The 25,142-nt window shown below is 56.8% G+C and carries 18 protein-coding genes; 11 read left to right on the top strand and 7 right to left on the bottom strand.

Annotated elements, in window-relative coordinates; genetic code table 11:
- Positions 1 to 389: 389 nt before the first annotated feature.
- Positions 390 to 1,787 (top strand): hypothetical protein, encoded by a 1,398-nt coding sequence (locus MET49242_RS22110; protein ID WP_144259760.1) that lies wholly within the window; start codon positions 390 to 392, stop codon positions 1,785 to 1,787.
- 182 nt (positions 1,788 to 1,969) lie between these two features.
- Here the strand turns inward: MET49242_RS22110 and MET49242_RS22105 are convergent, their stop codons facing one another.
- From MET49242_RS22105 to MET49242_RS26715, 4 genes are all read right to left on the bottom strand, one after another.
- The gene (locus MET49242_RS22105) at positions 1,970 to 2,206 is read right to left on the bottom strand and encodes a hypothetical protein (protein WP_144259759.1); all 237 of its coding nucleotides are present in this window, start codon (positions 2,204 to 2,206) and stop codon (positions 1,970 to 1,972) included.
- A gap of 843 nt (positions 2,207 to 3,049) precedes the next feature.
- Positions 3,050 to 3,709 carry a MotA/TolQ/ExbB proton channel family protein gene (locus MET49242_RS22100; protein WP_051134411.1) on the bottom strand — a complete coding sequence of 220 codons (660 nt, stop codon included), beginning with the start codon at positions 3,707 to 3,709 and terminating at the stop codon, positions 3,050 to 3,052.
- Positions 3,710 to 3,752: 43 nt separating this feature from the next.
- Complete coding sequence (locus MET49242_RS22095) at positions 3,753 to 4,556, bottom strand: energy transducer TonB (protein ID WP_244430875.1); 804 nt, start codon at positions 4,554 to 4,556, stop codon at positions 3,753 to 3,755.
- Positions 4,557 to 4,621: 65 nt separating this feature from the next.
- Positions 4,622 to 4,978 (bottom strand): DUF2946 family protein, encoded by a 357-nt coding sequence (locus MET49242_RS26715; protein ID WP_371212561.1) that lies wholly within the window; start codon positions 4,976 to 4,978, stop codon positions 4,622 to 4,624.
- 1,330 nt (positions 4,979 to 6,308) lie between these two features.
- On the opposite strand from MET49242_RS26715, the gene MET49242_RS22085 reads away from it, so the two are divergent.
- The 5 genes from MET49242_RS22085 to MET49242_RS22060 all read left to right on the top strand — a co-directional run bounded on the left by MET49242_RS22085 (position 6,309) and on the right by MET49242_RS22060 (position 12,942).
- The gene (locus MET49242_RS22085; protein ID WP_051134410.1) at positions 6,309 to 7,544 is read left to right on the top strand and encodes an amidohydrolase family protein; all 1,236 of its coding nucleotides are present in this window, start codon (positions 6,309 to 6,311) and stop codon (positions 7,542 to 7,544) included.
- Positions 7,545 to 7,799: 255 nt separating this feature from the next.
- Positions 7,800 to 9,797: a PQQ-dependent dehydrogenase, methanol/ethanol family gene (locus MET49242_RS22075; RefSeq protein ID WP_084679272.1), complete on the top strand. Its 1,998-nt coding sequence runs from the start codon at positions 7,800 to 7,802 to the stop codon at positions 9,795 to 9,797.
- 50 nt (positions 9,798 to 9,847) lie between these two features.
- Positions 9,848 to 10,726 (top strand): quinoprotein dehydrogenase-associated putative ABC transporter substrate-binding protein, encoded by an 879-nt coding sequence (locus MET49242_RS22070; RefSeq protein ID WP_051134408.1) that lies wholly within the window; start codon positions 9,848 to 9,850, stop codon positions 10,724 to 10,726.
- 41 nt (positions 10,727 to 10,767) lie between these two features.
- The gene (locus MET49242_RS22065; RefSeq protein ID WP_144259757.1) at positions 10,768 to 11,085 is read left to right on the top strand and encodes a hypothetical protein; all 318 of its coding nucleotides are present in this window, start codon (positions 10,768 to 10,770) and stop codon (positions 11,083 to 11,085) included.
- A gap of 558 nt (positions 11,086 to 11,643) precedes the next feature.
- Positions 11,644 to 12,942 (top strand): polysaccharide biosynthesis/export family protein, encoded by a 1,299-nt coding sequence (locus MET49242_RS22060; RefSeq protein WP_244430874.1) that lies wholly within the window; start codon positions 11,644 to 11,646, stop codon positions 12,940 to 12,942.
- Between the two features lie 401 nt (positions 12,943 to 13,343).
- Here MET49242_RS22060 and MET49242_RS22055 read toward each other — a convergent pair whose 3' ends face one another.
- Both MET49242_RS22055 and MET49242_RS23660 read right to left on the bottom strand, forming a co-directional pair.
- Positions 13,344 to 13,754, bottom strand: coding sequence for a hypothetical protein (locus MET49242_RS22055; RefSeq protein ID WP_036286116.1), 411 nt, complete (start codon positions 13,752 to 13,754; stop codon positions 13,344 to 13,346).
- 686 nt (positions 13,755 to 14,440) lie between these two features.
- On the bottom strand, positions 14,441 to 14,626 hold the full coding sequence (locus MET49242_RS23660; RefSeq protein WP_051134407.1) for a hypothetical protein: 186 nt from the start codon (positions 14,624 to 14,626) through the stop codon (positions 14,441 to 14,443).
- A 388-nt stretch (positions 14,627 to 15,014) separates the two neighbouring features.
- Here MET49242_RS23660 and MET49242_RS22045 point away from each other — a divergent pair, with 388 nt between their 5' ends.
- Entirely contained in the window at positions 15,015 to 15,611 is a 597-nt protein-coding gene (locus MET49242_RS22045; protein ID WP_036286113.1) for a hypothetical protein, read from the top strand.
- 2,136 nt (positions 15,612 to 17,747) lie between these two features.
- Positions 17,748 to 20,771, top strand: a complete 3,024-nt coding sequence (locus tag MET49242_RS23655) for a glycosyltransferase (protein WP_158497351.1) — start codon at positions 17,748 to 17,750, stop codon at positions 20,769 to 20,771.
- A gap of 133 nt (positions 20,772 to 20,904) precedes the next feature.
- Here the strand turns inward: MET49242_RS23655 and MET49242_RS22030 are convergent, their stop codons facing one another.
- Entirely contained in the window at positions 20,905 to 21,849 is a 945-nt protein-coding gene (locus tag MET49242_RS22030; protein ID WP_051134405.1) for a methyltransferase domain-containing protein, read from the bottom strand.
- Positions 21,850 to 22,123: 274 nt separating this feature from the next.
- Here MET49242_RS22030 and MET49242_RS22025 point away from each other — a divergent pair, with 274 nt between their 5' ends.
- The 3 genes from MET49242_RS22025 (at position 22,124) to MET49242_RS22015 (ending at position 24,829) form a co-directional block, all read left to right on the top strand.
- Positions 22,124 to 22,858: a class I SAM-dependent methyltransferase gene (locus tag MET49242_RS22025; RefSeq protein ID WP_036286107.1), complete on the top strand. Its 735-nt coding sequence runs from the start codon at positions 22,124 to 22,126 to the stop codon at positions 22,856 to 22,858.
- Positions 22,859 to 23,114: 256 nt separating this feature from the next.
- Positions 23,115 to 23,987: a hypothetical protein gene (locus MET49242_RS22020; RefSeq protein ID WP_144259756.1), complete on the top strand. Its 873-nt coding sequence runs from the start codon at positions 23,115 to 23,117 to the stop codon at positions 23,985 to 23,987.
- A gap of 47 nt (positions 23,988 to 24,034) precedes the next feature.
- Positions 24,035 to 24,829, top strand: coding sequence for a hypothetical protein (locus MET49242_RS22015; RefSeq protein WP_036286101.1), 795 nt, complete (start codon positions 24,035 to 24,037; stop codon positions 24,827 to 24,829).
- The last annotated feature ends 313 nt before the right edge of the window (positions 24,830 to 25,142 follow it).

The following is a 25,142-nucleotide window of genomic DNA, read 5'->3' as shown; positions in this document are numbered from 1 at the left end:
GTCGCGGGATGGCGCCGCAAATCGCAGTTCTCCATTATCCGGAAACCGCCTTGCTTCAAAGCTACCGGCTCCTTGTTTATCTGTGCGACGCTCGCGCGTTCGGCCGCCAGGCTTGTGGTTCAAAACAGCCATATTGGGAGTTCGTGGCGAATTACCCCTTCCGTTCACTGGCGCTTACTTTCTTGTGTACATCTCTATGCAAGTCAACCTTGGCAATCACTGCAAGGTCAGGAGCGACTTCGTCGCGCAATCGAAATATGATATTCAGGATGTAATATAATATGCTACAGGCATATGATCCTCATGCGGACAATTGCAAAGCTCCGGCACCTACGCAGTCGCGACATGTTTCTGACGATACTTTATGGTCGAGGCCCGCTAAAATTATCATGATGCGCCTTGCGGGAAGAACGCACAGTGCGGCGACCATATACCGATGTAAGCCGCCTCATGCCGCCGGACAGCAAAGCCTTCGACATAAAAGCGAACGCTCAAACTTCCGCCACCCATATAGGTTTTATTGCCCATTGAATTGCGTTACGCATTTTACTTTGACGGCCAGCCTCGTTCGGACGCGCTTGAACATGTCTCGCAGACGCAATCCCCAAGATCTGTGGATCCTTGTCATAATGCTCCTGGTAAACCCCGCGGCATCAGCGGCGGCCCGCTGCTTCGAGAGCAACGGAGTCCATGTCTGTTATAATAATGATGAATCCGTTTTCTATGACACGCCCGAAAACGAAGTCGCCTACAGCGTTCAAACGATTCGCGACGAAGATAATTACTATACGATCTATCACTCCGAGCCCATGACGAAATACAGGACGGGCGACGCCGTAAAGGCGGGCGTTCACCGGGGGAAATATGCTTTGATAATGCCGCCGCACGAGTTCCGCCTATGGGGAACCGACAAGGATCCGGGATCGCTGATAGCGTCGAACGGCGTGGGCGGCGCAGCGAATCCGATCGCGATTTCAGGCCTGCGCAATGACCCTTATTTCTATGTATTCTTTTTGGGCGTCAACGATGACGAACAGCTTCGGGATCACGCGAGCGGACACTGGCGGCACTATCTACTCGAGGCGCGGACAACGGATTTCGTTTCCTTCGATCTCAAGACAGATAGCGGATGGACGCCCTTTTCCACCGATGTGCGCCCCGCGCCGCTGCGGGACTCGTCCGGCGCCGTCATTCGCAGCAATTCGGCGCGTCGCCTCGGTCACACTCAGGGCCTGATAGGCTCGATCTCCTTCGTGAACGGCCTCTATCATTTCTTCTATTTCGATTACGGACCGGAAGGAGAAAGCGTCAATCTCTATCTTCGCACCAGCGTGGACGTGAGCAAGGACGGTTGGTCGCCACAAAAGATCGTCATTCCGGCAATCGGCTTGCGGATGGTTCGGCTGGCGAAGGCGAAGAACCTTGACAGATGGGTGGCAATGTATGGCTGTTACGTAAGAAAACGTCAGGACATCTGCGCTCAATACACCCAAAATCTGAATGTCATGGGTCCTGGCGGCGTCAGCGACCTCCGCCTGACGTCCGAATTCGCGCTTGGCCTGAGCGACAATGGATCAGCGAGGTCCTATGCGCAGCCTTATTGGTTAACCGATCGATGGGGGAATCTGGACGCCCCGAACGCTGGGCAGAGCGTGGAATTCTACTGGACGGACATGACGCCTTCGAATTGTCTCGCCCATCCCCACCCATTCTGCCCGGTCTATGGCGGCGCGGTATACCGCGGCAGCTGGAGCGTCCGTTCGGATGCGTCCGCCCCGCGCGAATGACGCGCGCACCGGACAGTTTGTTCTCGCATCACCAGAGAGAGTTTCCGCCCGCGATAGGCGACCGCCCGAAGCTGTGTGGAGGAAACGCGGTTTCCGAGGTCGCGTCATCGATCAGTCATGGGACATAGCGAGCAAATATGCCTGCGCGATCAGAAAATGGACGCGGTCTCCGATCAGGGCCTTCACTGTTCCAATCGGACGTTCTCGTCCCCGGATTCTATAATTGCAATCAAATGTTTCGTCGCCGCGCCGGCCGCCGCGCCATGCATATTTGCTTCGGTAAGCAAATTATATAATCTGTCCCGAAGCTCGGTTCTGTCAATTATTCCTTTTTCGATCAGAAATTCGCAAAGCTGCGACAACAAGGCTGTATTGCCAGCCATCAACGCGCTTATATGCCTGCTGTCCATCGTTTCCATGTCGATATGCCGACTTCCGGAGTTCATTTGCTCTAATCATTCCAGACGCGCGTGACACATTCCCCTGATGGGTTCGTGATTTCCTCGCCCAGTCTAACGAAGCAGACATTTCAGCTAACGGCCGCCAGCCCGGCGACTGCCACGCAGTGATTTATACACCATTTTCCGTGTAAACGCAACACATCGAGTGCATCTATGGGTCACGCCTGGCTGATTAAGTTCCTCAAATCCGCCAAAAGAACCACTTTGGGATGAGCGTTCGACGTTCCTGCTTTTGCGGGTCAGACATCGACCCTGCACGAGGATCCCATGTGGCGGGCCGTAAAAACACTACAGAGTGCATTTTTGAACTATGCAACTGACGCCATGCAGAGGCGAGCTCGCCATTTTTTTAACAAACCAGGTCTTCGAGGGAAGATCCTCCATGACGAGGCGCCGCGCCCACAGCGTCGAATTCAAGCGCGAGGCCACCCCCGGAATATCTGGCCGGCGAGAGACCTCATGGTCTGACGAAGCCCCACGGCGTCAGCCACAGGCGATCCGAACACACACGGGTCGCGGATCGAAGCGTTCGAGCGTCTCGTGGACCAGCAGACGCTGGAATTGGCGTTCCTGAAGGAGTGTTGAAAAGCGCGCCGGGATACATCCGTTGCTGAAGGCCCTGGCGGCGCAGCGCGGCCGAGGCATGGCGGCTGACGACCATCGTGCGCTCGACCTTTGAAGACATCCGGCTGGTTCCCGCGAACGCCACAACGATCGTCGATGCGCCAGACGACCTGTGCAGTGGGAAGCACCCCGCAATCCGGGACATCCGACTATTGCTCCGCGAGAAAGGATCACAAATCAGAGCGTCCCTCGCTCGGGAGTTTGAATCGCGCCTCCATCAAAATTGTTGGATCCCGAGCCTAAAATGTTCGCCTCGGCTTTTATATATTGCCCGATTTCCTCATTAAGCCGGGAGAAAGCCGCTCCGATGCGATTATAGCCAATTGCGGCAGGAATTGCCGCGGCGAGTCCATAGGCGGTGGCGGCAAGCGCCTCCGCGATTCCCGGAGCGACGACAGCGAGACTCGTATCCTGCGTTTGGGCTATTCCGGAGAAACTCGAAATAATACCCCAGACAGTGCCAAACAGGCCAACGAAAGGTCCCACCGACGAAACGATAGCCAAATTCGGAAGCCCTCCCTTCGCTATCGTCATGAACTCGCGCGCCGCGCGATTCATATGTTGAAAAACCCGCTCTCGTTTTTCCAACGCAGTTTCGTCCGGAACCCTGACATCCAGGGCTTTCATTCCGGCGCTGGTTATAGGCCAAAGCACGCCCTCCGGACCGCCGCTGCGAGCCGAGTCAATCGCCCTAGAAATGCGAAATACGACAAATACGCCGTCGATAATAAGAACCCATGTCCATACGGACGCAACAAGCAGAAGAGCCATGACAACCTTACTCACGACTCCTGCATTCATGAACATGCCGACTGGCGACATTGAGGAAATGTCCATCGATTGCTCTCCTTCCCGATGGTTGCAGTAACAGAAATCGGGATTACTGGAATGTAATATGCTGGCTCACAAAGGTGGCGCCGCAACTGGTTGGCCCACGCGAGGCGGCCACAATGCGGCGCGCGAGAGCTGCGTGAGCAGGCGTCGACGCCGAAACTGAAACGCCGGATATGCCGCCTCCAGCATTGACGTGAAACGTCACATAGGCGGTTCCCGGGCCCAGGCTCGTCGAAGCGGGCATATTTCGACGAAGCGAGGCGGCGACATGGGCAAGGCATGTCGCAGCTGCCCCCCCGGAACCCTGCCCGCGTCCCCCGGGCGCCCCCGCGCGTCGGCGAGCCTGAGCCTCCCGACGTTCGTTGGCGGACTCGACGTCACGCCGCTCCGCGCGCTTCTTTTCATCCTTTTCATTTTTCCTGGCTTGCTCGGATGACTCTGTCCTGGCGGGCAACGACTCGGCGTCCGGCGTCATGATCAAAGGCGGCGGCAAGGCAAGTTCCGGTTCCTCTACAATTTCCGATAACGACGGGTCATCGGCATGGACGTCGGCTTCCGATACCGCCTGCGCGTCGAAGAAATCGCCTTCGCGCACAAGCTGCGCGTCGATCGGGCCAATCGCTGCGACCTGCGGCCTCGCCCAAAACATGAATGAAACAAAGAAGGCGATATGTGCCGCGATGACCGCAGTCGCGGAGAGCGGGTGAAGCCAGTTCGGTCTGAGAACTGGATTTCCCGCCAGTTCGTTTTGTCGATGTCTCATCTCGGTGTCGATTGCAGAAACGGTCATCGAACCACTCTTTGGTCGTCGTGCGCCTTTGCTGCAAAGGCTACATTGATAAATGATCATGGGTATTTTGCGCGTTCAGCCGTTACCGAGGTCCGCGCGGGACCATCAGCGTTAACGGGCGTGAATCAAGCCGTGAAAGCCGGGGGCGCTCTTGGGGCCTGGGGCACGCTTGCTGGATTCCTGCGCCGATCAGAAGAAAAGGAGATTGTCTGAAGATTGTCGTCGTCAGCCCGTAAACTCAATCGGACGAGCAACGCGCCTTGAGCCTCCAGCCCGAAAAAAGCGTTGCAAAGAGAGACGCAACATCGATCGCGATGCGATCCGTTCACCGGCGCGGGCGGCGACTGACCGTGTTTGCCCGACTTGGTCTGTCCAGCACAGATCACGCTGGCTGAATCTGACAATTGCTCATAGGCCGAGGCGACCGCAAAAGGCGCGAGGACAATTTGCAAGATAACGAGATACGCTACGAGCGCTCGCACGCTGCTCGCCAAAGGCCCCGCCCCTCGCCCGTTTAGAGTCACGGCTACCTTCCCTCGAAACTACCGAACGCTAGGGGCTCTTGAAAAAGTGGTCAAGCCAGCGCACGCCGCCGCCACGATCGGAATGGGCCAGAACCCCGCGAAAGTCGTGACGGCTCATGTATTTTAGCGAACCCACAAGTATAAAGTCTATCACCTCGGAGCCGTCATCAATGTCCGGCGCGATTATTTTTCGGCCTCATGCGCTCATTTCCAACAAAGGCCAGCCCCGGCGCGCATGCGGTCCCAATTGGAAAGACTGGGCTCGACGAGCATGCGGGAGATCTGATCGCGGAGAATGACCCCGGATTCAGGCGGCAAGCCATCCGACGCGTCGAGGGCGTCGTCCAGTCTTGCGCAACAATGAAACGCTGTCAGAAGATTGACGACCGCGATCGAAACAGGCGACGTCTTGTTTCCACTCGGCCGTGACGATCCGGGCGGACCCGCAGGCTAGGCGACCGAGGGTGCGGACGCGCTGATGGGTCACGGTTTTATTGAGGTGGAAAAATCATGCGCGATATCAGGATGATGGGCCGCGCCCGCCAGTCGGCGGCGAATTTTACGGACCAATTTGCGTCGCGCGTTCGAGCCTGAAGCAGCCCATCTTTATTGCGTGGAGGCTTTTTTCTTTGTATGTTATTTCGACAAAAATGTGGAGAGATGCTCTCCACCTTAGTGACAACGAAGCCTGCCAGACTGGATTGTTACGCGGTAATCATCGGGAATATCGGCGCAATGGACGTGAGGTCTTTGACGAGGGCTACGCGGGCGATTCTTGCCTGTCTCTTCGTCATTCACAGCCTGGGGCTTCTGAAAGTCCCAATGGCGCTTGGCGCCTATGGCGACGCGTCGCAACGTCCTGCGCTCGTTCACGGCTCTTTCATGAAATGCGCCGGAGACGCCGGCGAAAACGCGCCTTTACCCGCGGATCATGATCCCTCGGAGTGCTGCGCTTTATGTTCAGGCGCCGCCTCGGACGATAGCTTTCTGACGGCCATCTTCCTCGCGGTCGTTATTGATTTTCATTTTCCAGAAGCCAGCTCCACATTCCTTGACGATGTGAGAGCCGGGCCATTCCCCTCTCGCCATGCGGGATGGGGGAGTAGCTGGTCAGCGCAATCCCCTCCATTTGCGTAAGAACGAGCCAGGAGCATCGCGGTCGTCCTCGGGATGAGCCTCCTGGCGACACGCAAACATAAATCTCAAGAAAACGAACGACTTGAAATTCGCGCAACGCCAGTCCCAGTCGGCGCCGGCGGCTGGAGCGGCTTGTCTAGAGGGGAGACTCATGCCCAAAAAATTCGACATTAAGACAGTAATTTCGACCACGACGATGATGGTCGGCTTCGCAATTGGTCTCGCGGCTCAGCCGGCCGCAGCCCAACACAAGCAATCCTTGCTTATTACCGCAGACAAACTGTTCGACGGCGCGAATTTCGCGCCCGGAACAGGAAAGGCTGTTCTCGTCGAGAATGGCAGAATTGCTGCGATCGGCTCCGCCGGCATGGCCGTGCCTTTCGGAACCCGCGTCGTGAATGTTCCCGGCGGAACAATTCTGCCCGGCTTCATCGACATGCACACCCATCACCTCGTGAACAAGGCGCCTGCGCTGCGGCTGCTGGAACATGGCGTGACAACGGCGCGAGACCTTGGCGGCCCGGTGACGCCGGTCATGCTCGACAAGCCTTACCAGCTCCGCCAAATTCTCTCGGGGCCGATCATTACCGCGAGGGGCGGCTATCCGATGCCGGTGTTCCCCGGTTCCGGCGTACAAGTGAGCGGCGCCGCCGCGGCCGTGAACAAGGTGCGCGAGCTTGTCGGCAGGGGCGCGAGCGTCATCGCGGTTTCACTCGAGCCGGGAGGTGAAATCGGGGCGCCATGGACGTCGCACAACGCGACCACGCCGCCCCCGTGGCCGACGTTGAGCGACGCCGAACTCAGAGCCGTCGTTACGGAAGCGCACAGACTCAAGAAGCGCGTCGTGGCCTATCTCGGCACGACCGAGGGCGCGAGACGAGCGCTCGACGCCGGTGTGGACGAATGGGCGCATATGCCGTGCGACTTTCTCGACCACGGTCAATGGCACCGCGCTGCCGATCGGCGTCTGCCAATCGACGGCACGCTGGACACGCTGGTGTCCTGCAACGGGTCAGCCCATAACGCGGGACACGCCGTCGAAATGGGAGCCAGGCTCTTCTACGGCACGGATCTTGGGCACCCCGATATCCCACACGGCATCGACGCACAAGAAATTCACCACATCGTCCATGCATGGACGCACGCCGGCAGGACTTGGGATCAGGCGATGACTCTTGCGCTGGCCTCGGCCACCAGTGAGCCGGGAAAATATTTGTATCTCGGCAAGGAAACCACTGAACCGAAGCTCGGTCAGCTGGTCGTTGGAGCTCCCGCCGACATCGTCGTGATTGGCAGCGACCCGCGACAGAACTTCAAGGACCTCGAGTTTCCGCGACTCGTCGTTTCCGGAGGAAAGGTGGTCGTCGAGCGCGCAATGGGAGAATGATCTCCGGCGTCACGCGGCGGCCTGAAGTTCGGACACGGCGGTCAGCCGTGCTCTGAACCGGCAAATGTAACTGAGCCGGCCTCTTCCCGGCGCGAGCCCGGGAAGAGGCCGGCGTACAGACATCGGTCCTGCGGAAGATCGCCTGCGACCTCGATCATATAGGCTGTAGCGTGCGCGGCGCCGCTTCCGCCTTGTCGAAATAAACCGGGATGCAGCCCGGGCGCATTTCATCGCCGAAAGACTTCGCGCTCCTGAATGCGCCATCCGACGCCGACGCCTTCGGACGCGCCGTCGAGCCGCCAGGCAAATTTCGTGAATTTGGAGGCTGATTCGATGAATAACAAAGCTGCCAGAAAGATCGGACTTTCAAGCGCTCCGAAGCCATTGAACGAGGCTCGCTTCCTGCGATCGTTCCTGTTCGCTCCAATCGCCATGGCGCTTCTCGCAGCGCCGGTCCGCGCCGAAGACATGGATGTGATCGAGCTCGGCGACGAGACCATGGCTGTCGAGAGCGCCTCTGCCGAACGGGCGTTCCCTCAAACGGGCGCGGGGTGGACGACGGCGGGCGGCACACCGCAGGGCACCAGATTCAGCGGCTTGACCGATATTACGCCGCTCAACGCCGGAAAGCTCGTCGAAGAATTTTCATACCCGACCGGAACCAAGGGCAGTCACCAGGGCAGTCCGCTCGTGGTCGGCAATAAGATGTATATAGTGACGCCCTTCCCCAACAAGCTCATCGCTGTGAGCCTGTCGAGGCCAGGAACGGCGTTGTGGACTTTCAATCCGAACCCGGCAGGGTTCTCCCAGGGACTCACCTGCTGCGATATCGTCAATCGCGGGCCGGTTTATGCCAACGGGCTCGTTATCTATACGCTTCTCGACGGCAATGTCGTTGCTGTCAATGCAAGAACCGGAGCACAAGTCTGGCGCACCAAGGTAGCCGATCCATGGCTTGGCGAGACCCTCAACACCGCTCCGATCGTTGTCCGGGACAAGGTAATCTTTGGTAGCTCCGGATCGGAGATGGGGGTCCGGGGGTCCGTGCGTGCGCTCAATATAAATACGGGACGACTGGTTTGGCGGGCGTACGCGACGGGGCCGGACACCGACGTTTTGATCGACTCGACATTCCGCCCGTATTTCGCAAAGGATCGGGGCGCAAACCTGGGCGTCTCGACATGGCCCACGAATATGTGGCGTCACGGCGGAGCGACCTCCTGGGCGTGGATCACATACGATCCGGCGTTGAATCTTATTTTCTACGGAACCTCGCAGCCCGGCACATTCAATCCGGACATGCGGCCGGGAGACAACAAGTGGGGCGCAACCATATTTGCGCGTAATCCCGATACGGGCAAAGCAGCCTGGGCGTATCAGTTGGTGCCGCACGACAGCTGGGACTATGACGCCGTCAACGAAAATACAGTGGTCGACCTGACCGTCAACGGCGTCGTTCGCAAAGTCATCGTTCATTTCGACAAGAATGGTTTTGCTTACACGCTCGATCGCGCCACTGGCGCGCTGATCAGCGCCAAATCATTCAGCTTCGTCAATTGGGCGAGCGGTATTGATCTGACCACCGGCCTCCCAAGGGTGGCTGCGAACAAACTTACCCATGAAGGCGTCGTCACCAACAACATTTGCCCGTCCGCGATCGGCGCCAAAGACTGGGAATATTCCGCTTTTTCTCCTCTCACCAAACTGTTCTATTTTGGCGCGCACAACATGTGCATGAGTTACGAGGCTTTCAAGGTTACCTATATTGCCGGCACACCGATGATTGGAGCAAATCTGGCTATTTCGCCGGGGCCCGGCGGAAACATGGGCGAATTCGTCGCCTTCGATCCCGTCAGAGGCGTTCGAGCCTGGGCGATCCGGGAGCCTTACGCCGTCTTCGGGGGCGCGCTTGCCACCGCTGGCGGCGTTGTCTTCTACGGAACCCTCGACAAAAAATTCAAGGCCATAGACGCCAGAACCGGAAGGCTTCTGCTTTCAAAGCAGCTCGAATGCGGGATCGCCTCCGCACCCATCACTTTCAAGGGCCCGGACGGGAAACAGCGCGTGGCCATAACGACGGGAATAGGCTTCCTCAATGGCGGATTTGTCGGCGGACCATGCCCTGCAGGAACCACATTCTCGACCGCAGGTCCGGCATTGGCGGGCGCTTCCGTTGATCTTGGAGCAAATGAACCGCAATCCGAGCGCGTCGCCGCCACGAGCGGTTATGTGCACGTTTTCAAACTGCCTTGAGGCGAGCGGATTACTCGATCCAATGAGGTTTGGTCAGGACGGGGGCGAGGATGCGTGAGAAAATCCATGTGCGACGCTGGTTGGTCTTCGCAATCCTCGCCCTGACGGTCGGGTCGATGGAGAAGGCGTCGGCGCAGGATGGCGAAGCGCCGAATTTCGTTGTTTGCGCGGACCCGGGGAATCTCCCTTATTCAAATCAGGCAGGCGAGGGTTTTGAAAACAAAATAGCCCAGCTGCTGGCTGCCGATCTCGGCAAGAATTTGCAGTATTTCTGGTTTGCGGAACACAAGAATTTTTTACGCCGCACCCTTTCGGCCGGCCTGTGCGACGTCGTGATCAGCGTGCCCTCCGCGCTGACGATGGTCGCCACAACGCGACCCTATTTCACCTCGACTTATGTTGCAGTCATGCGCGCCGATGACAGTCGAGGCTTCTCGTCATTTGACGACGCATGGCTCAAGGACGCGCGGATTGGTCTGCAATTGGTTGGCAACGAGGGCGTGACGACGCCCCCGGCGGTAGCAATCTCGCGAAGGGGATTCAATGAGCATATCACGCCGTTTCCGATGTGGGCCGAGGACAACAGCGCGAATCCTCAGGGGCAAATAATAGAAGCGGTCGCCGATAGTCGCATCGATATCGCCTTTGTATGGGGGCCATTTGCGGGCTATTTCGGGAAAAAATTCGGAGATCGTCTCGCGATCAAACCAATCTTGCAGGATTCGCAGTCGCCGGACCTGATGTTCGCGTATCCGATGGCGATCGGCGTGCGCAAGGATGATGCAGTTCTTCGTGACAAATTACAAAGCGCGCTCGACCGAAATCAGGAAAAGATAGCCGTCATACTGAACGACGCCGGAATCCCGACGATTGATCAGAGTTCCGTTCCGGGGAGTTCCGGCCCAGAGATCAAACCATCTCTTCAATGACGAAAAAAGGGAGCCAAAAGATGCGCCTATGGAGACATGTCATGGCATTTTCCGTCGCTTCCATCTGCCTGATGACGGTCGCCGACGCCGATCAGATTACCGAGGGCCGCAGAGCCTGGCTGAAACTCAACTGCTATGGTTGCCACGGCAATAACGCGCGCGGAGGAATGGGGCCAAATGTCCAGCGCGCAGATTACTACAGCGTATTGGCGGGAATAAACGGGAGCAGTGTAAGCAGCGGGATGCGGTCGTTCTCCACCCTGGCGAACTCCACAGTGGCCGCCAATATCGCCGCCTATCTGGCGACTATCGGCACTCTCAGGGAGCCAAAATGGTTCGATTGGTGGAGACCACATTAGAGCAAATTCGGTAAATACAAATTCGCCGAATCTACTCCGGCGCGGCTACTTCCATGCGCGCGAGGACAAGTCCGCCGTCGTTGACGCGCGCCGACCCAGGTGCCGCAATTCAATCGTTGGGGCGCGACGCTTCAGCGCTCTCTGTCCGGACAGACTTTGGACCGTCTCATGATCGAGAAGCGCCAACACCGCCGCGCCAAGGCCGGAGGACGCCCTTCCCGAATTTTTCCGCTTCGCCTTCGGCCCGCGGCGCCGTAGCAAGTCACCAATTGCCCCAGCGCCGCGAGGCGAGCGCGAAACATCCCTGTAAAGGTCGCAAGCTCCCGTATTCGACGCGCAGCGCCAATATGCGCCTGAAATTGAGGCGGGAGGCGCAGAATCTGGCGAGCCGCCGTATATCGGCGCCTCGGTGATCAAGGCCGATCGTGGCGCTTCTGCAACAGTCTGAAAATGATACGTTTCTGCGCCAGGGGCGGAGGCGTGCGACAGTATGAAAAAGAGACTGGGCCTATTATACTGGCTGGCCGTTGTGAGTTCGGCGTTATTATTGGAGCGAATTTGGTCGACGCAGGTCTATCTCGGCTTAACGGTCTCGCCGTTTTCACCTTAGCGTCGATTCTTGCCGGTTGCGGCTTGACGCCGGCGAGCGGCCCAACGCGCGACGCCTTCGTAAAGAGCGTTTATTCGCCCGTAGAGGAAGGCCGGCCGCCTTTCGCATTCGTTGAAATCAACGGACTGTCCCTCGCCATACTCGCGCGCCGGGCGCCGCCGACACTGCGCGGGCTTTTCGGCGACTATCGACCGCCTGCCTCGCCGGTCATCGGCGCTGGCGACAAAGTAAAGATCACGGTTTGGGAGGCCGCCGGGGGTGGCCTTTTCTCGGCCGCGGACGCCGGTTCGATGAATTCCGGCGCGCGCGCCGCCAACATTCCAGACCAGGTGGTGCGCCGCGATGGCTCCGTGAATGTTCCCTATGCCGGTTCGATTCGAATCGCGGGCATGACCTCGCGCCAGGCGGAGGCCGCAATCATCGAACGGCTCCGCGGCAAGGCGATCGAACCACAGGCCATCGTCACCGTCGCCAACAACTTAAGCAACACCGTAACGGTGACCGGCGAGGTCGCCAACGGCGCGCGCGTGCCGATTTCACAGCGAGGCGAGCGGATAATGGACGTCATCGCTGCGGCGGGCGGCTATAGTTCGCCCGTCCATGAGACCTATGTCAGCCTGACGCGCGGCGACCGAACGGCGCGGGCGCCTATCCATGCGCTCCTGTCGAATCCCAGCGAAGACGTTTACGTGCGGCCTGGCGACATTCTCACGGTCGAACGAACGCCGCCAAGTTTCACGGTGGCTGGCGCGACCGGCTCCAATTCGGTTCTGACTTTCGACGCGCGCGGGCTCACGCTCGAGGAGGCGATAGGCAAGGCGGGCGGGCTGGAAGACAGTCGCGCCGACCCGGACGGAGTATTCGTGCTGCGTTACGAGCCAGTCAGCCTCGTGAGCGAATTCCCCAATGTAGAGCCAAATTTGCTCAAGAAATCCGAGGCCCCCGTCGCCTACCATTTGAATATGCGAGATCCCTCGGCGCTTCTCGCGGCGCGCAAATTCCAGATGCGCGACAAGGATATCCTGTACGTTTCAAATGCGCCGATCGCGGAGATAGCGAAAGTAATGCAACTCGTATCAATGGCCTCACAGCCCGTACAGCAAGGCTTGGTTGCGGGTCGATATCTTCAGCCCACGGGCGACAACGGCGCAGCACAGGCGGCCGCCAACGCCCGCGTAGTGCGTGCGATCGCCAACAGTCAAGGAGCGGGCGGCGGCCAAGGCGCAGGCGGCGGCGGACGCCAGTGAGTTCGAGTTGACGAGAACGCCGCGGAAACGCCAATGTGGTGCCTTGAATCAACGCCGATCAGCTACTGCCCTTGCCCTTCCCTAACTGCCCGATAATTTGCGCCTCCCCGTACGCGCATTCACGTCGGAATGAATTTGCAGTGGGCGCAGGGCGTTTTCAGCGCGATCGTCAGGCGGCGGCGGGCCACGGGCATCAGGGACAACCCGATTGCACAAGCTTCACAATGGCATGAAGCTTATGCTGAACCGCTGTTATACTATTGGTCAACTGAGAGACCAACAGATGACCGTCGATTGCGCGTGAGAGAAGGCGCGAGACCCAGAAACAAGCGAAGAGCTGTGAAGCTCCTCGCACATAGCGCCTTACCCGCAAATGGCGGCGACCTAAGGCGCCAAAAGATCTAAATCTTGTCGAGTCGGACAAAGCCCACGCGCACGATCGGACCCCGTGTGATATCAATGCCCGTTAGGATAGTGGCTGACGCCGGCGCGGTGAATTCGAAGACTTCTCCCGCATTCGTTTTTATCGTTGCCATGCAGGTAGCTGGATTGAACGACACCGTCGTAAAGCTGCAAGAGAACACGTAATTGCCTGCCGCAACGCTCTTTCCGATCCGAGTCATGGTTCCGGCGCCGTTCAGTTTGATTGTGAGGCTGACAGACGACGTATCTTGATCCACGGTAGCTTTTGTCGCTCGATTAATAGTGGGCCCCGCAACCGCGCCGATGAACGTTCCTAAAGGCGCGACACAAGCAGCTTGAGCCGAACTCCAGAAAAGAAGTGAGCTCAGGACGAAGGGTATTCTTTGCATTTGCTCCCCCCCCGGAAATAGATGTTCACGAGCACAGAGATGGGCAGAGGGAGATACGTTACCACGCGGCCGATGTCGCCTGTGTTGACTGAAAAGCTAATTCTCAAGTTATAGAGAAGATTACGGGGCACTGCTCTTTAGCCCCGTCCATTTCCCTTAATCGTGATTCTGGGGCCCGGCACGGTTAGATGAGAAAACGCGTTGCGGCAATCTCGACCACAACCAGAGGCACAGAAGCGCCCAAATGACCTGCCGCTGGCCTCATGAACACCGAGTTAGGTTACTACCACCTTCTTTTCAAATTAAACCAGGCCGACATGGCCGGTAATCGAAGGCCCGCGGACGAGGTTGTAGAAACGCTCGACGTAATCGATTACATCAGCGCGAGCGTCGCCGCGCGTCCAGTAGACTTGCTTCCCTAGCCGGTCTTCCAGCGGGGCGAAGGCTTTCGATCCCCAAACTGTCCCAAACATTGCCGAATCAGTTCATTGAACAAAGGAATCCCTTATAGGCCATCAGCCGCTGGAACTGCTCGTTCACATTTGGCCGTCCCGCTCGGATTGATGCAGCAACGTCTCCGGCTTGGCGCCACGTCAGATCGCCAATATCAACGCATCGCTGACGAGCCGCACGGTCATATCGGCTTTCATCGACCAACCGGCCATTCGTCGCGAGATCAGGCGATGCTAGCGACCACGTACAGCCGGCCTTCCTCCTTTCCATATCTCTGTGAAATCGGCCATCCACTTCAGGTTCGGCGCCTCCGCGGTAAATTGATAGTCGAGCACATTCGGCGTGTCCGCGAAGCCTTGCTCCATTAACAGCCAAACCGCCGCGATCGTTAATCCCCGGTTGAATATCAGTCTCGCCAAGACCAATCTCCGGCCTCACAAAGCACCGCTCCTCGGCGTCCACGAAACCCGCGGTCTTCAATCAGTATTTGGCGATATCTATTAGGGGAAAGCTCGAACCACAATTTATGGCGCCGACGCCGATGCCGACTTAAATGCAATTTACAAGCGCATATAGCACTACGCCCCGATGACACCCGCCCGAACGCCGCGGTCACGCCTGCGCGTAAACCGGCTCAAAAGAGCGTGACAATCTCTCACTCCTGCCCATGAAGGCCCCGAATGCAACTATCGGTTTCTACTTATGGCGCACAAGCGCCAGAGGCTTTAGTTTACATTCTTATTAGCTTGACAGCTGGAGGGTGCAATGGATCGAATGGCTAGATTGAGGAATGTCGCAAGAGCACTATTGCTGGTTTCTGTCGGAGCTGGAATCGCCGTTTCCGAAGCGCAAGCGGGCAGCGCGTTGTTCCGTCAGTCCGCCGACTTCTTCAAAACTAATGGGACCCAATTCAACACAGCCCTGACCGCGGGTATAGCGGGGTCGGATGGAGCGCTCTTCTATCGCAAGAACGTCACCGTTGGCATTGGCCAGGGCAACGCGATGTTCGTCACCGTCTATGGCAATGGAAGCGCCGTCGGCGGAGCGAGCCTGTGGCTGAGCTGCCGAATCGATGGCGCGGCTTGCCGGCCATCTTTGAAGGGAACGCTCGCCGCAAGCGACGGTTCGCCGGGTGCCTGGGTCACCATGTTGCATGTGCCTGCCGCAGCGGGAACCACCAATTGCAACAATAGCGGCGGCGGCGGCGGCGATTGTCACAATAACGTCTTTAGTTACCAATGGTGCATGCCTATTCAGAAGCTGCTTCCCGGAACCTTCACGATTGACCTCAAATTCGCGACGAGCATTGCAGGTCAGCGCGTGTCAATTGGCAAGGGTGAAGTTACAGTCGACACGGTGCACCTTACCGGGCCGCAATCTTGCCTCTCGAGGGCGGTCCAGTAAAGCGGACGCGTATGTCCTCGCGCGGCCCGGCGCTGGTCGGTATGTTGCGAGTGGCGCACCCAATTACAAATTGACCAAGCAACTGCGTTCCGCAGGACTGGCCCGGCCTTGCGCCGGGCCCTTTTCGTCCCGCCAGCAACCATGCCGAAACCTCTCACCATAAGCGGCGCCGCTATATAATTACCTATACTCGCTCACCCCATTCATCACGACGGCCAATTGCCGTCGTCTGCGCACGCCGAGCATGCGTCGCGTCGTCAGGATCATATCCGGCGATATGTCGATTTCCACCAGGCGACAAACAACACATCGATTTTCGTCTCATAGTTTGTATTTTTTAATTAGGTCAGATAATGACCTAAAGAATGCCACACGCAATGCTCATATTGGGAATCCGAAAAACCGGCGCCTGTGCAGTGCCCGGTATCTTTGCGAGTCTGGGAGCCAAATGGTCGGCTACGCTCACGCAGTCGGACGAAGGAAACAAAGAAGGCTACTTCGAATCACCTCCTTTCATGAAGTTCAACGATCATCAGCTATCGTTGTCTGACAGTAGTGGGTACGATTGGCGAACAATTGAAGCGCCAATCCTCGACTCGCCCCCGGATCCGCTTCTATCGAGCGCGAAGCGACGCCTTGTGAGTAAATACGCGGATGTAGCGCCGGTCGCATTCAAGCAACCGCGACTATGTCGACTGTCAGACTCCTGGCATGTAGCATTTCTGGTCATGGGCCTCGCGGCGACCACAATCATCAAATTCTCTCCGGGCTCTGAGTTGGCGCAGTCATTTCAGACTAGACACGGTCTGACGATCCAACAGTGCGCTCTGAGTTGGTTAGGCAATGTCGTAGGAGTCGAGCCTGAAACCCACCAAATGCCTCGGACATTTGTATTAATCGACACGGCGTCCGCTCTCGTGGCGCGGGGGCTGAAAGGACTGGAGGCGACGAAAGCTATGCTGCGATCGCAGACTCATCTTCTTGCTCGGCTCCATGAGTCGTCCGACGCCACACAGGTAACCGATAATGTAAGACATGCGCGCCAAAACCCGAGGCTTTCGAGATACGCTTGAGCGACTGCGTCGGGCAGACATGACGTCGGAATTATCCGCGTCGCAATCATATTTGCAGGCGTCCCACATGCAGCTGAATAGGCTTTGCCTTGACATGGAAACAACTGAAAGCAGGCCAGCTCTGGCGCCTATGTCTGACATCGCCGAAACCGTTCATCTCCTATTCGATGCGGTTTGGTATCGAATGGCAAATTCGGACGTCGCGCCGGACGATGCGACTATTTTGCATTACATCCGGGAAGGGCGCCGGCAGCTGAGATCGCAGCATCCCCTTTTCTCGACAGCGTATTACCTGCGCATCCACGCTGCTTTGCAGGGGACCATTAGGGACCCGCTCGTCCATTTCGTCACCCGAGGCTGGACGGACGGTTTCAATCCGTATCCCCTCTTCGACGACGAGTTCTATTTGCCGCAACTTCCGGCGCTCGACGGACTCGATCCGCTGACTCATTACGTCGCCAACGGCTGGCGACAAGACCTAAAGGCGATTCCATCCTTCGATCCGGGTGATTATGTCGAACATTGTGAAGAACAGCGGAATGCCGATGTTGAACCACTCGCTCATTTCCTGACAAACCGCGTTCAGCGAAGGCTCCGCGGATCATGGAACGGCGAATTCGGATTGACGCAACTTGAATTCGATCGGATTCAGTTACTTGAATCTGAATTCGACAATATCGGATCACCTGACGGAGACGACGCCGCCGTGCCAATTACCCATACCGAATCAGGATCGAACCCCTGCAAATCGGAGGCCCTCCAATCGCACGTCCCACGCCCCGACGTGCTCGCGCCGCAAGAAAATCAGGTCGCCGCGCCGAATACGCAAACGGAAACGCCGGATCACCAAAGCCCGGTAGAATGCGATGGTTCCTTTGACGAGGAATTGTATCTGTTGTGCAATCCGGACGTTGCGCAAGCAATCGAACGGGGCGCCGTTCAAAGCGGTTGGGCGCACTGGCTTTCCAGTGGAAAGTCTGAGGGGCGGGATGAGAACCCGACAATATGCAAGGATAATCTCTACGGCATTACACCCGTTCGCAGCAATCCTGATTACGATGTCGTGACTCGAAATTTCGACGCCGTCGAATATTCCTTGATCTACGACGACATCGCCAGGGCATTGGGTTTCGATCAGGAAAGATGCCGGCAACATTGGATCGCTGCCGGGCGTCACGAAGGCCGGTACGGTCCCGGCGTACGCCTGTTCGCGGAGCGCGAGGCGTCCATAGAAAAAGTTCTGCAAAAGCCCTTCGGCATGAATATTTACGGCCCCTTCGCCGCGATCAGCGGTTTGGGAGCCGCCGCGCGAAACCTGCTCGCCGCTATCCGAAAAAGCGGCGTTCCCTACGACCTGCATGCTTTCGATGTATCTCGGGGCGTTCCTCGCATTACTCGCTCCGAGAGGGAGAGATATGGAAAATACCGGATCAATCTCATTCTGGCCAACGCAGATCAGATCGAGAATCTGGTTCGGATGTATCCACCGAGATATTTCGATAACTATTACAACATCACGCAATGGGCATGGGAGCTGGCCGCCTTTCGACCAGATTGGTACGCCTGCTTCGGCGCAGTGGATGAAGTGTGGGCATATAGCTCCTTCATCGTCGAGTCGATCTCGGCCATCGCGCCCGTTCCAGTCGTCAAGGTCCCGATTCCGATCTTAATGCCGCCGATTTCAGCGACTTCGCGCGATGACGCACGAAGGCGGTTTGCGATCCCGCGCGACAAATTCGTTTTTCTCACGGTTTTCGATGTCGGCAGCACATCGGCGCGTAAGAACCCCCGATCCGTGATCAACGCCTTTCGCGCGGCCTTTTCGCAGGTCGAGGAGGCTTTTCTCGTGGTCAAGCTTCACTCGCCGGGTTATGTCGAGCGCGATCTCCTACGCGCCCTACGCAAGGAATTGTCGGACATCCCCAATGCGGCGCTAATCGCTGCACGCCTATCCGAACAGGAAATGGAAATGCTCCGCGCGGCGTCTGACTGCCTCGTTTCGGCCCACAGGAGCGAGGGCTACGGTCTTAACATCGCAGAATTCATGGCGCTCGGCAAAGCGGTGGTGGCGACGAACTATTCCGGCAACACGGAGTTCTTCTCCGAATCTACTGGCTATGCGGTGGACTATAGCCTCGCAGAAATCGAGAAACAGGCCGGTCCTTACCTGCCGGGATATGTATGGGCGGAACCGAATTTCGATTCGCTCGTCGAACAGATGAAGCTCGCTTTCGCAGAACATGGTCGATCGACGCGCTGCGAGACGGGGGTGGTGCGCGCCATGGAGTTTTCGCCGCAGGCGATCGGTCAGCTCATCCGGGCGCGCCTTGTGGAGCTCGAGCTCGACGCCGATGGCGATGGCGATGGCATACCACCGAAATTTGCGCGCTATCTCGGCGCCTCTCGCGACGTGGGGGCGCCGGCGGTCTGCCGACGAATATCGTATGAAACACGCGATGAACTTGCGAAGCTGAAATATCGCCCGCGACTCTCGGTCGTCGTGCCGGTCTACAATGTGCCGCCGTCATATCTTCGTCAGTGCATCGACTCGGTCCGCTCGCAAAATTACCCATTCTGGGAACTGTGCCTTTGCGACGACGGTTCCACGATCCCCGAAACGATTGAGGCGCTAGAGTCCTTCCGCGGCAGCGACCCCCGGATAAGAATTCGACGGCTCGCCGTTAACAAGGGCATCTCCGACGCCTCCAACGCGGCTGCTGAAATCGCGACAGGCCAGTTTCTTATTTTGCTCGACAACGACGACGTCATCCTGCCAGACGCGCTGATGGAGGTCGCGCGGGCGTTGAACAAAGACCCATTTCTCGATTGCATCTACACGGACGAAGAGAAGATTGATGAAAATGGTAATCTAATCGACCACTTCCTTAAGCCCGACTGGTCTCCGGAACATCTGGAGTCCGTCATGTATGTGCTCCACATGCTCGTGGTTCGCAAGCGCCTCTTCTTCGAACTCGGGGGCTTCCGTTCGGACTATGACGGCGCCCAGGACTATGACCTGATGTTGAGGATTTCCCGCGAGACGGAACGAATCCATCACATTCAGAAGGTAGTTTATCAATGGCGTGCGATACCGGGCTCTGCAGCCGCGGTTGTCGACGCCAAACCTTATGCGCTGGAGTCGGGACTCAGAGCGCTGACCGAACACGCCCGGATCAAATACGGAACACGCGCCCGTGTCGAAAAGGGTCTCTTGCCGGGCACTTTCCGCCTGCGTCGCCCTTTGCGGCCGGACGTGGCCGTAACGCTGCTTATTCTTACCAACAATGGCGAAGTCGATCTGCCAGGACGGGGACGTATTCGGCTAATAGATAACTTCGTGGATTCGATCCTCGCGCATACGTCCTACCCCGAATACGAGATCGTAGTGGTCGACAACTCCCGCCTTTCGATAGAGCAGCGTGAGCGGTTTGAGAGTCTCGGCGTCCGCGTCGAAAATTTCACCGGACCGGTCGTTCCGTTCAACTATTCCGCCAAGGCGAATTTTTCCGTTCGATGCGCAAGAACCGAGCACATTGTCATACTGAACGATGACATGGAGGTGAAGGACGACGGATGGCTGACGGCTTTGATGGAGCTTGCAGAGGATGAAAATATCGGCGGCGTTGGCGCAAAACTGTTGCATGCCGATGGAACCATCCAGCATGTCGGCATGGTTCTCGGCGTGAACAGCGGAGCGGCGCACCCCTATCACGGCTTCCCGGGCGATTTCGTCGGCTACAATGGATTCACCCATCTCATACGAAACTATTCGGCTGTCACTGGCGCCTGTTTCGCGACCCGCAAGAGCGTCATCGCGTTGGCGGGCGGCTTCGACGAGAAACTGGCGGTAGATTTCAACGATACGGACCTGTGCCTGCGGATTCTGGAATGCGGCTACCGCATCGCCTATACGCCTTATGCTTTGCTATACCATTTCGAAAGCGTATCGGCGACGCGTGAATCGCAAAATCCTGCCGAGGTGGAACTGTTTGCAAGCAGATGGCGGAAATACATTGATAACGATCCTTATTATAATATCGACCTCTCGAAGAAACGGATCGATTATGCGCTTCGGACCGACGGTTGACGTCGCCTTCGGTAGTGGGAAAACAGGCTTTCTGGCGCAATGAGGAAATGCGCCAGGGACCGGCCCAGGCGGGCATTCCGATAGGGTCTTAGGCTCTATCGGAACCCCTTGCGCCTCACAGAGAGCTGGCGTTTCACCTTTTCGTTGCAACGAGTGTGTTTCCGCAAGAGAATTCGGAAATCATCGCGTCTGGTAGTCCGGTCAGAAGTGATTGCCAGAACGGACTCGTGGGCGATTGGGACGCAAATTGCTCAAGCGTCATGGATCGCAGGGTCGAGCTCTTTTCTGCAGGCAAGTCATGCAGGAACTTACCTACGACCCATTGCATGGTGAAGGCTGGCGTCTGATTCCCTTCAGTTCTGCAGTATTCAACCTCGAACCCATCGGAAAACATCAACTCAAGCCCCTGCCGCGTCGCATTGAAATAGTGCGATGGATATCCATGAACTGGCTGCAGAAACGGCCAATCGATGAAGACCTTGCCCCCAGGCTTCAGCATCCGACGCATTTCCTCGACAACCTTCCAGGGACTGGTCACGTGCTCCAGCACCGCAAAGCAACCTATTCCGTCGAGCGATCCGGATTTGATTGGATAAAGACAGTCCGCTTCGACGAGCATGTCGGCGGTCATCGACGGATAAACCTCTATGTAAAGACAGTTGTCGAAAACCTCGTCTCGAAAGCCCGCTCCGATGTCAGCATAGAGACCGGTCGGGTTTGACGTAATCTCCGCCGCAAAGGGACCGTATACAGGATGCGCTGATTCAGAAGCGTATTCGCTGAGGCTAAAGTGCTTGTTACCAAAACAGATCGGGAATGCGGACTGCTCGTCGATAAAGCTGTATTCACGGCTCTCATCGATCACATTCGAGAAGCGACTATACTTTTCGCGGTTCAGGCGGCTGCGGTTTTCGAGGAAGAAACGCGTGACCTGGCGTCTGCCCTCCTTGTGGCCCCATTCACGAAAGTGAGCGGTCGCGTTGCCGCCACGCGCCAGATGGCCGGCAAGATCCGGATTTGCGAGGATGTAACCCTTTTCGAAAAAATTATCGAACGTCGAAGGCTCGGTAATGATCATTCAGCCCTCCGTCGGGCAAGATCGGACGTCGACCGGAAGTTATAGAGATTGCCGATGAGAGCGTGAGTTCTCGATCCCGATTGAATAACGGTCATGGACTCTCCTGAATTTGATAGTTGACACGGCATTAAGCTATTTCTATCGGTTGACTTATGATACAACCTTCGTCCAGGAATGTCGATAATTCGATAGGGACACGAGTTGGCGAATGCGTCACTTTCGAAATTGATAATATGGATTGTAACGCTATAGGAAACGGGTGGAGATCAGATCTATGCATGGCATGCCGTTACCGCCTGAGCAGCTGCGTGAACGCGTTGCTGGCGCCAAAGACGCACAGAGTTTTCAGGAATCAGGCTCGGCCACTCTCGACGAGTGGACAAGGGCCCTCGACAGCATCGGAAGGGAGTTTGGCGACTTCGAAACAATCGTCGACTTTGGTTGCGGTTGCGGCAGGGCGCTGCGGCACCTCCAGGCAAGAATCAAATCCACTTCGCAGACGCTCATCGGCCTAGACCCCGACGCTGAGGCCATCGAATGGCTGAACAGTAATTTTTCCAACATCAGGGGCTATACGCTGAACGCTATGCCGCCATCGCCGCTCGCTGCGGGCAGCGCAGATCTCGTTGTCTCGCATAGCGTGTTCACACATCTACCGGAAGATGTGCAATATGCTTGGCTCGAGGAATTGCATCGCATTCTGAAGCCGGGGGCTATCGCCATAACGACAATTCACGGCGACCACGCATTCTCGGTATTTGAGGGCGACCTGGTCCGCGGCGGCCAGAACGAATTACGAAATACTCTTTCCAACGTCATGGGAAGTTCTGGATTCCTTTATATTAAGGGACGCACGGCTGCGGAGACGCCGTTGCCGGACTATTACGGAGCGACCTTCCACGACATCAGCTATATCAAAAAGAATTGGTCGAAGTATTTTTCAATTCTTGCCTGGTTTCCGAAATTTGCATTGAATCTTCAGGACACTCTAGTGCTACAGCGCCGGTAATGTTCGTTCAAGCATTGATAATAGTTCGCGACGACGCCGGTCGGCGGGCTATTTATTTGGCTCCCTCGGAGAAGTTATAGGCTCAGAAACTTCCTCTTACGCGATTGATCCCATTTGCATGCGCAAATTTTTGCCGAGCCGATGACGCATCACATATCGTTATCGAACCTGTTTGCTGCCATCTCGAAAAAAATTGACAGAACGATCTGGTAAACATATCGAATGACAACGGCACCGCAATTTACAGGCGAACATGATGCTGACCTGTGTTGAAAGCAAGCTCGACCTCGACGCCTATTTCCAGGAACAGATGGCGAGGCCAAAACGGTACGAGGGTCAACTGTCGCCGACGTTCCAAAAGGCGCTTGAAGATTATCACGCCGGGATCACGGAGGAAGATTGCGATTTCTATCATACGATAGATCTCGGAGATGGCCGCCTCCGCACTGGGGCGTGGGATCTACGTGGCCATGAGGAGGTTTATCTCGGATGCTGTGACGTCACTGTAAAACGTGTGATCGAGGCCGGTCCAGCGAGTGGTTTTCTCTCGGCCTACATGGCCTCGAAGGGCGCTGATCTGGTCGTATTCGATCTGCCTTTCGGCGGCGGTCCCGAACTGGTTCCGTTCGCCGAGGCGAACATGGGGGAATTGGCGGCGAGCGGAAGGCAATCGATGAAGCGGTTGCGCAACAGCTGGTGGTATACGAAACGGAAACTCGGGTTCCAAGCCTGCGCAATTTATGGCGATATTTACGATCCACCGAAGGATATCGGACGCTTCGACATTTCGGTGTTTGGCGCGATCCTGCTCCACCTGTCGAATCCTTTCCGCGCCCTGCAGGCGTTGAGCGCGATTACGAATGACACTGTGATCGTGACGGATGTATGGAACGCCTTTTCGCCCGAAACAGGCGCGGGCGCCAACAGCCTTCGCAAAGCGCATATGATTTTTGCGCCGAGCGCGCTCCCGAGCGGCATCGTTCACTGGTGGGGTCTTTCGCCGGAGGCCATTTGTCATATGCTGGAGAGACTCGGATTCCCGAATGCGACCGTCACGAATCACGTCCCAAAAAACATGCCCTCTGCGCCGCCGATGTTCACTGTGGTCGCCCGTCGGGCCGCTCGCTAGAGGGGGTTGTGTCATTCTGATCAGCGGCGCTTACGGTGGATAGACGGATGCCCCACAAAATCTTCTTTATGCACATTGCGAAGACAGCGGGCTCATACATCAATCATTTATTCGAGAATTCCCTCGGGCCAGACAAGGTTATTGTTCATGGGGAAGTGAAAATCAGGAACAGGGAGAATTTTTGCCGACTGGTAGAAAGCGGCGTAGAGTTTTTTTCTGGCCATATTTATCATCGCCTTTGGCTCGAGTTGGCCAAAGGTATGACCGATCAATTCAAGATGATCACTGTGCTGCGCGATCCGATCGATCATATTGCTTCACACATATTGTGGTTGGACCACTATAACCTGCCCGAGAAGAAGGCGGAATATGAGCGGCTGAGTGAACGGCCGCGCCGTATCGTCGACCTAATAGGCCAGATTGATCTAAGAAACCCGGGGGACCTGGATCATTTCGTCACCCATCTGCCACCGGCGGCTGTCAAACTTCTGGACAATTGCCAGTCGCGCTATTTTCTATGCGGACCCGGCAGCATCATCGCCGACCACGAACCGATCACACTAAGGCACTGCTCGGCCATCCTCGCCGCGATTAGGAATTTCGACCTTATTCTCCCGCAGAATGACCTCGACACTGGAATTGCAATGATGAACGGAATCCTAGGAACCAATGTTACGCCACGGTCGGAACGTATCAACGAGGCGAAATCGCCGAGGCGAATCGACACGAGTAACCCTCTCATCCGGTCGATCCTTTCCAAGCGAGTAACCGTCGATAGCTGGCTCTGGCGTCATGTCACCGGTGCCCAAAAAGGCAAACAAGGAAAGGGTCTTGCAGACTGAGGCATGTGTAAGCTGGGTGCGCACGGGGTGGCAGGGAGCTAGAAAGCGATTCCGTTTGACTTTGAACACATCGCTAATGGGTCGTCGAAATCCTGTCCGGGAACTTCATCGCGCTCGGTCGCCTCTATCTATTAGAGGTTAACGGACTTCTGGCAACACATTATATCAAGCACCACCGGGCGATCCGGTCGCCTTTCTCCGCCCCATAATATGTCGGCATAAATATAGATATGGACCGGCTTGCTATTTTAATCGGCCTTTAGTGTGTTTTGACCTCTTTGCTGCGCGATCGGCATCGCTCCCAAGAACTATG

The sequence above is a fragment of the Methylocystis sp. ATCC 49242 genome (assembly GCF_000188155.2).
Lineage (GTDB): Bacteria > Pseudomonadota > Alphaproteobacteria > Rhizobiales > Beijerinckiaceae > Methylocystis.
This window is presented reverse-complemented; position numbering and strand designations above follow the sequence as displayed.

Excerpts from the sequence above, each read along its gene's own strand:
- MET49242_RS22110 (WP_144259760.1), top strand. The coding sequence starts at position 390 with ATGATGCGCCTTGCGGGAAGAACGCACAGTGCGGCGACCATATACCGA.
- MET49242_RS22105 (WP_144259759.1), bottom strand. The coding sequence starts at position 2,206 with ATGGAAACGATGGACAGCAGGCATATAAGCGCGTTGATGGCTGGCAAT.
- MET49242_RS22100 (WP_051134411.1), bottom strand. The coding sequence starts at position 3,709 with ATGGACATTTCCTCAATGTCGCCAGTCGGCATGTTCATGAATGCAGGA.
- MET49242_RS22095 (WP_244430875.1), bottom strand. The coding sequence starts at position 4,556 with ATGATCATTTATCAATGTAGCCTTTGCAGCAAAGGCGCACGACGACCA.
- MET49242_RS22085 (WP_051134410.1), top strand. The coding sequence starts at position 6,309 with ATGCCCAAAAAATTCGACATTAAGACAGTAATTTCGACCACGACGATG.
- MET49242_RS22075 (WP_084679272.1), top strand. The coding sequence starts at position 7,800 with ATGCGCCATCCGACGCCGACGCCTTCGGACGCGCCGTCGAGCCGCCAG.
- MET49242_RS22070 (WP_051134408.1), top strand. The coding sequence starts at position 9,848 with ATGCGTGAGAAAATCCATGTGCGACGCTGGTTGGTCTTCGCAATCCTC.
- MET49242_RS22065 (WP_144259757.1), top strand. The coding sequence starts at position 10,768 with ATGGCATTTTCCGTCGCTTCCATCTGCCTGATGACGGTCGCCGACGCC.
- MET49242_RS22055 (WP_036286116.1), bottom strand. The coding sequence starts at position 13,754 with ATGCAAAGAATACCCTTCGTCCTGAGCTCACTTCTTTTCTGGAGTTCG.
- MET49242_RS22030 (WP_051134405.1), bottom strand. The coding sequence starts at position 21,849 with ATGATCATTACCGAGCCTTCGACGTTCGATAATTTTTTCGAAAAGGGT.
- MET49242_RS22025 (WP_036286107.1), top strand. The coding sequence starts at position 22,124 with ATGCATGGCATGCCGTTACCGCCTGAGCAGCTGCGTGAACGCGTTGCT.
- MET49242_RS22020 (WP_144259756.1), top strand. The coding sequence starts at position 23,115 with ATGCTGACCTGTGTTGAAAGCAAGCTCGACCTCGACGCCTATTTCCAG.
- MET49242_RS22015 (WP_036286101.1), top strand. The coding sequence starts at position 24,035 with ATGCCCCACAAAATCTTCTTTATGCACATTGCGAAGACAGCGGGCTCA.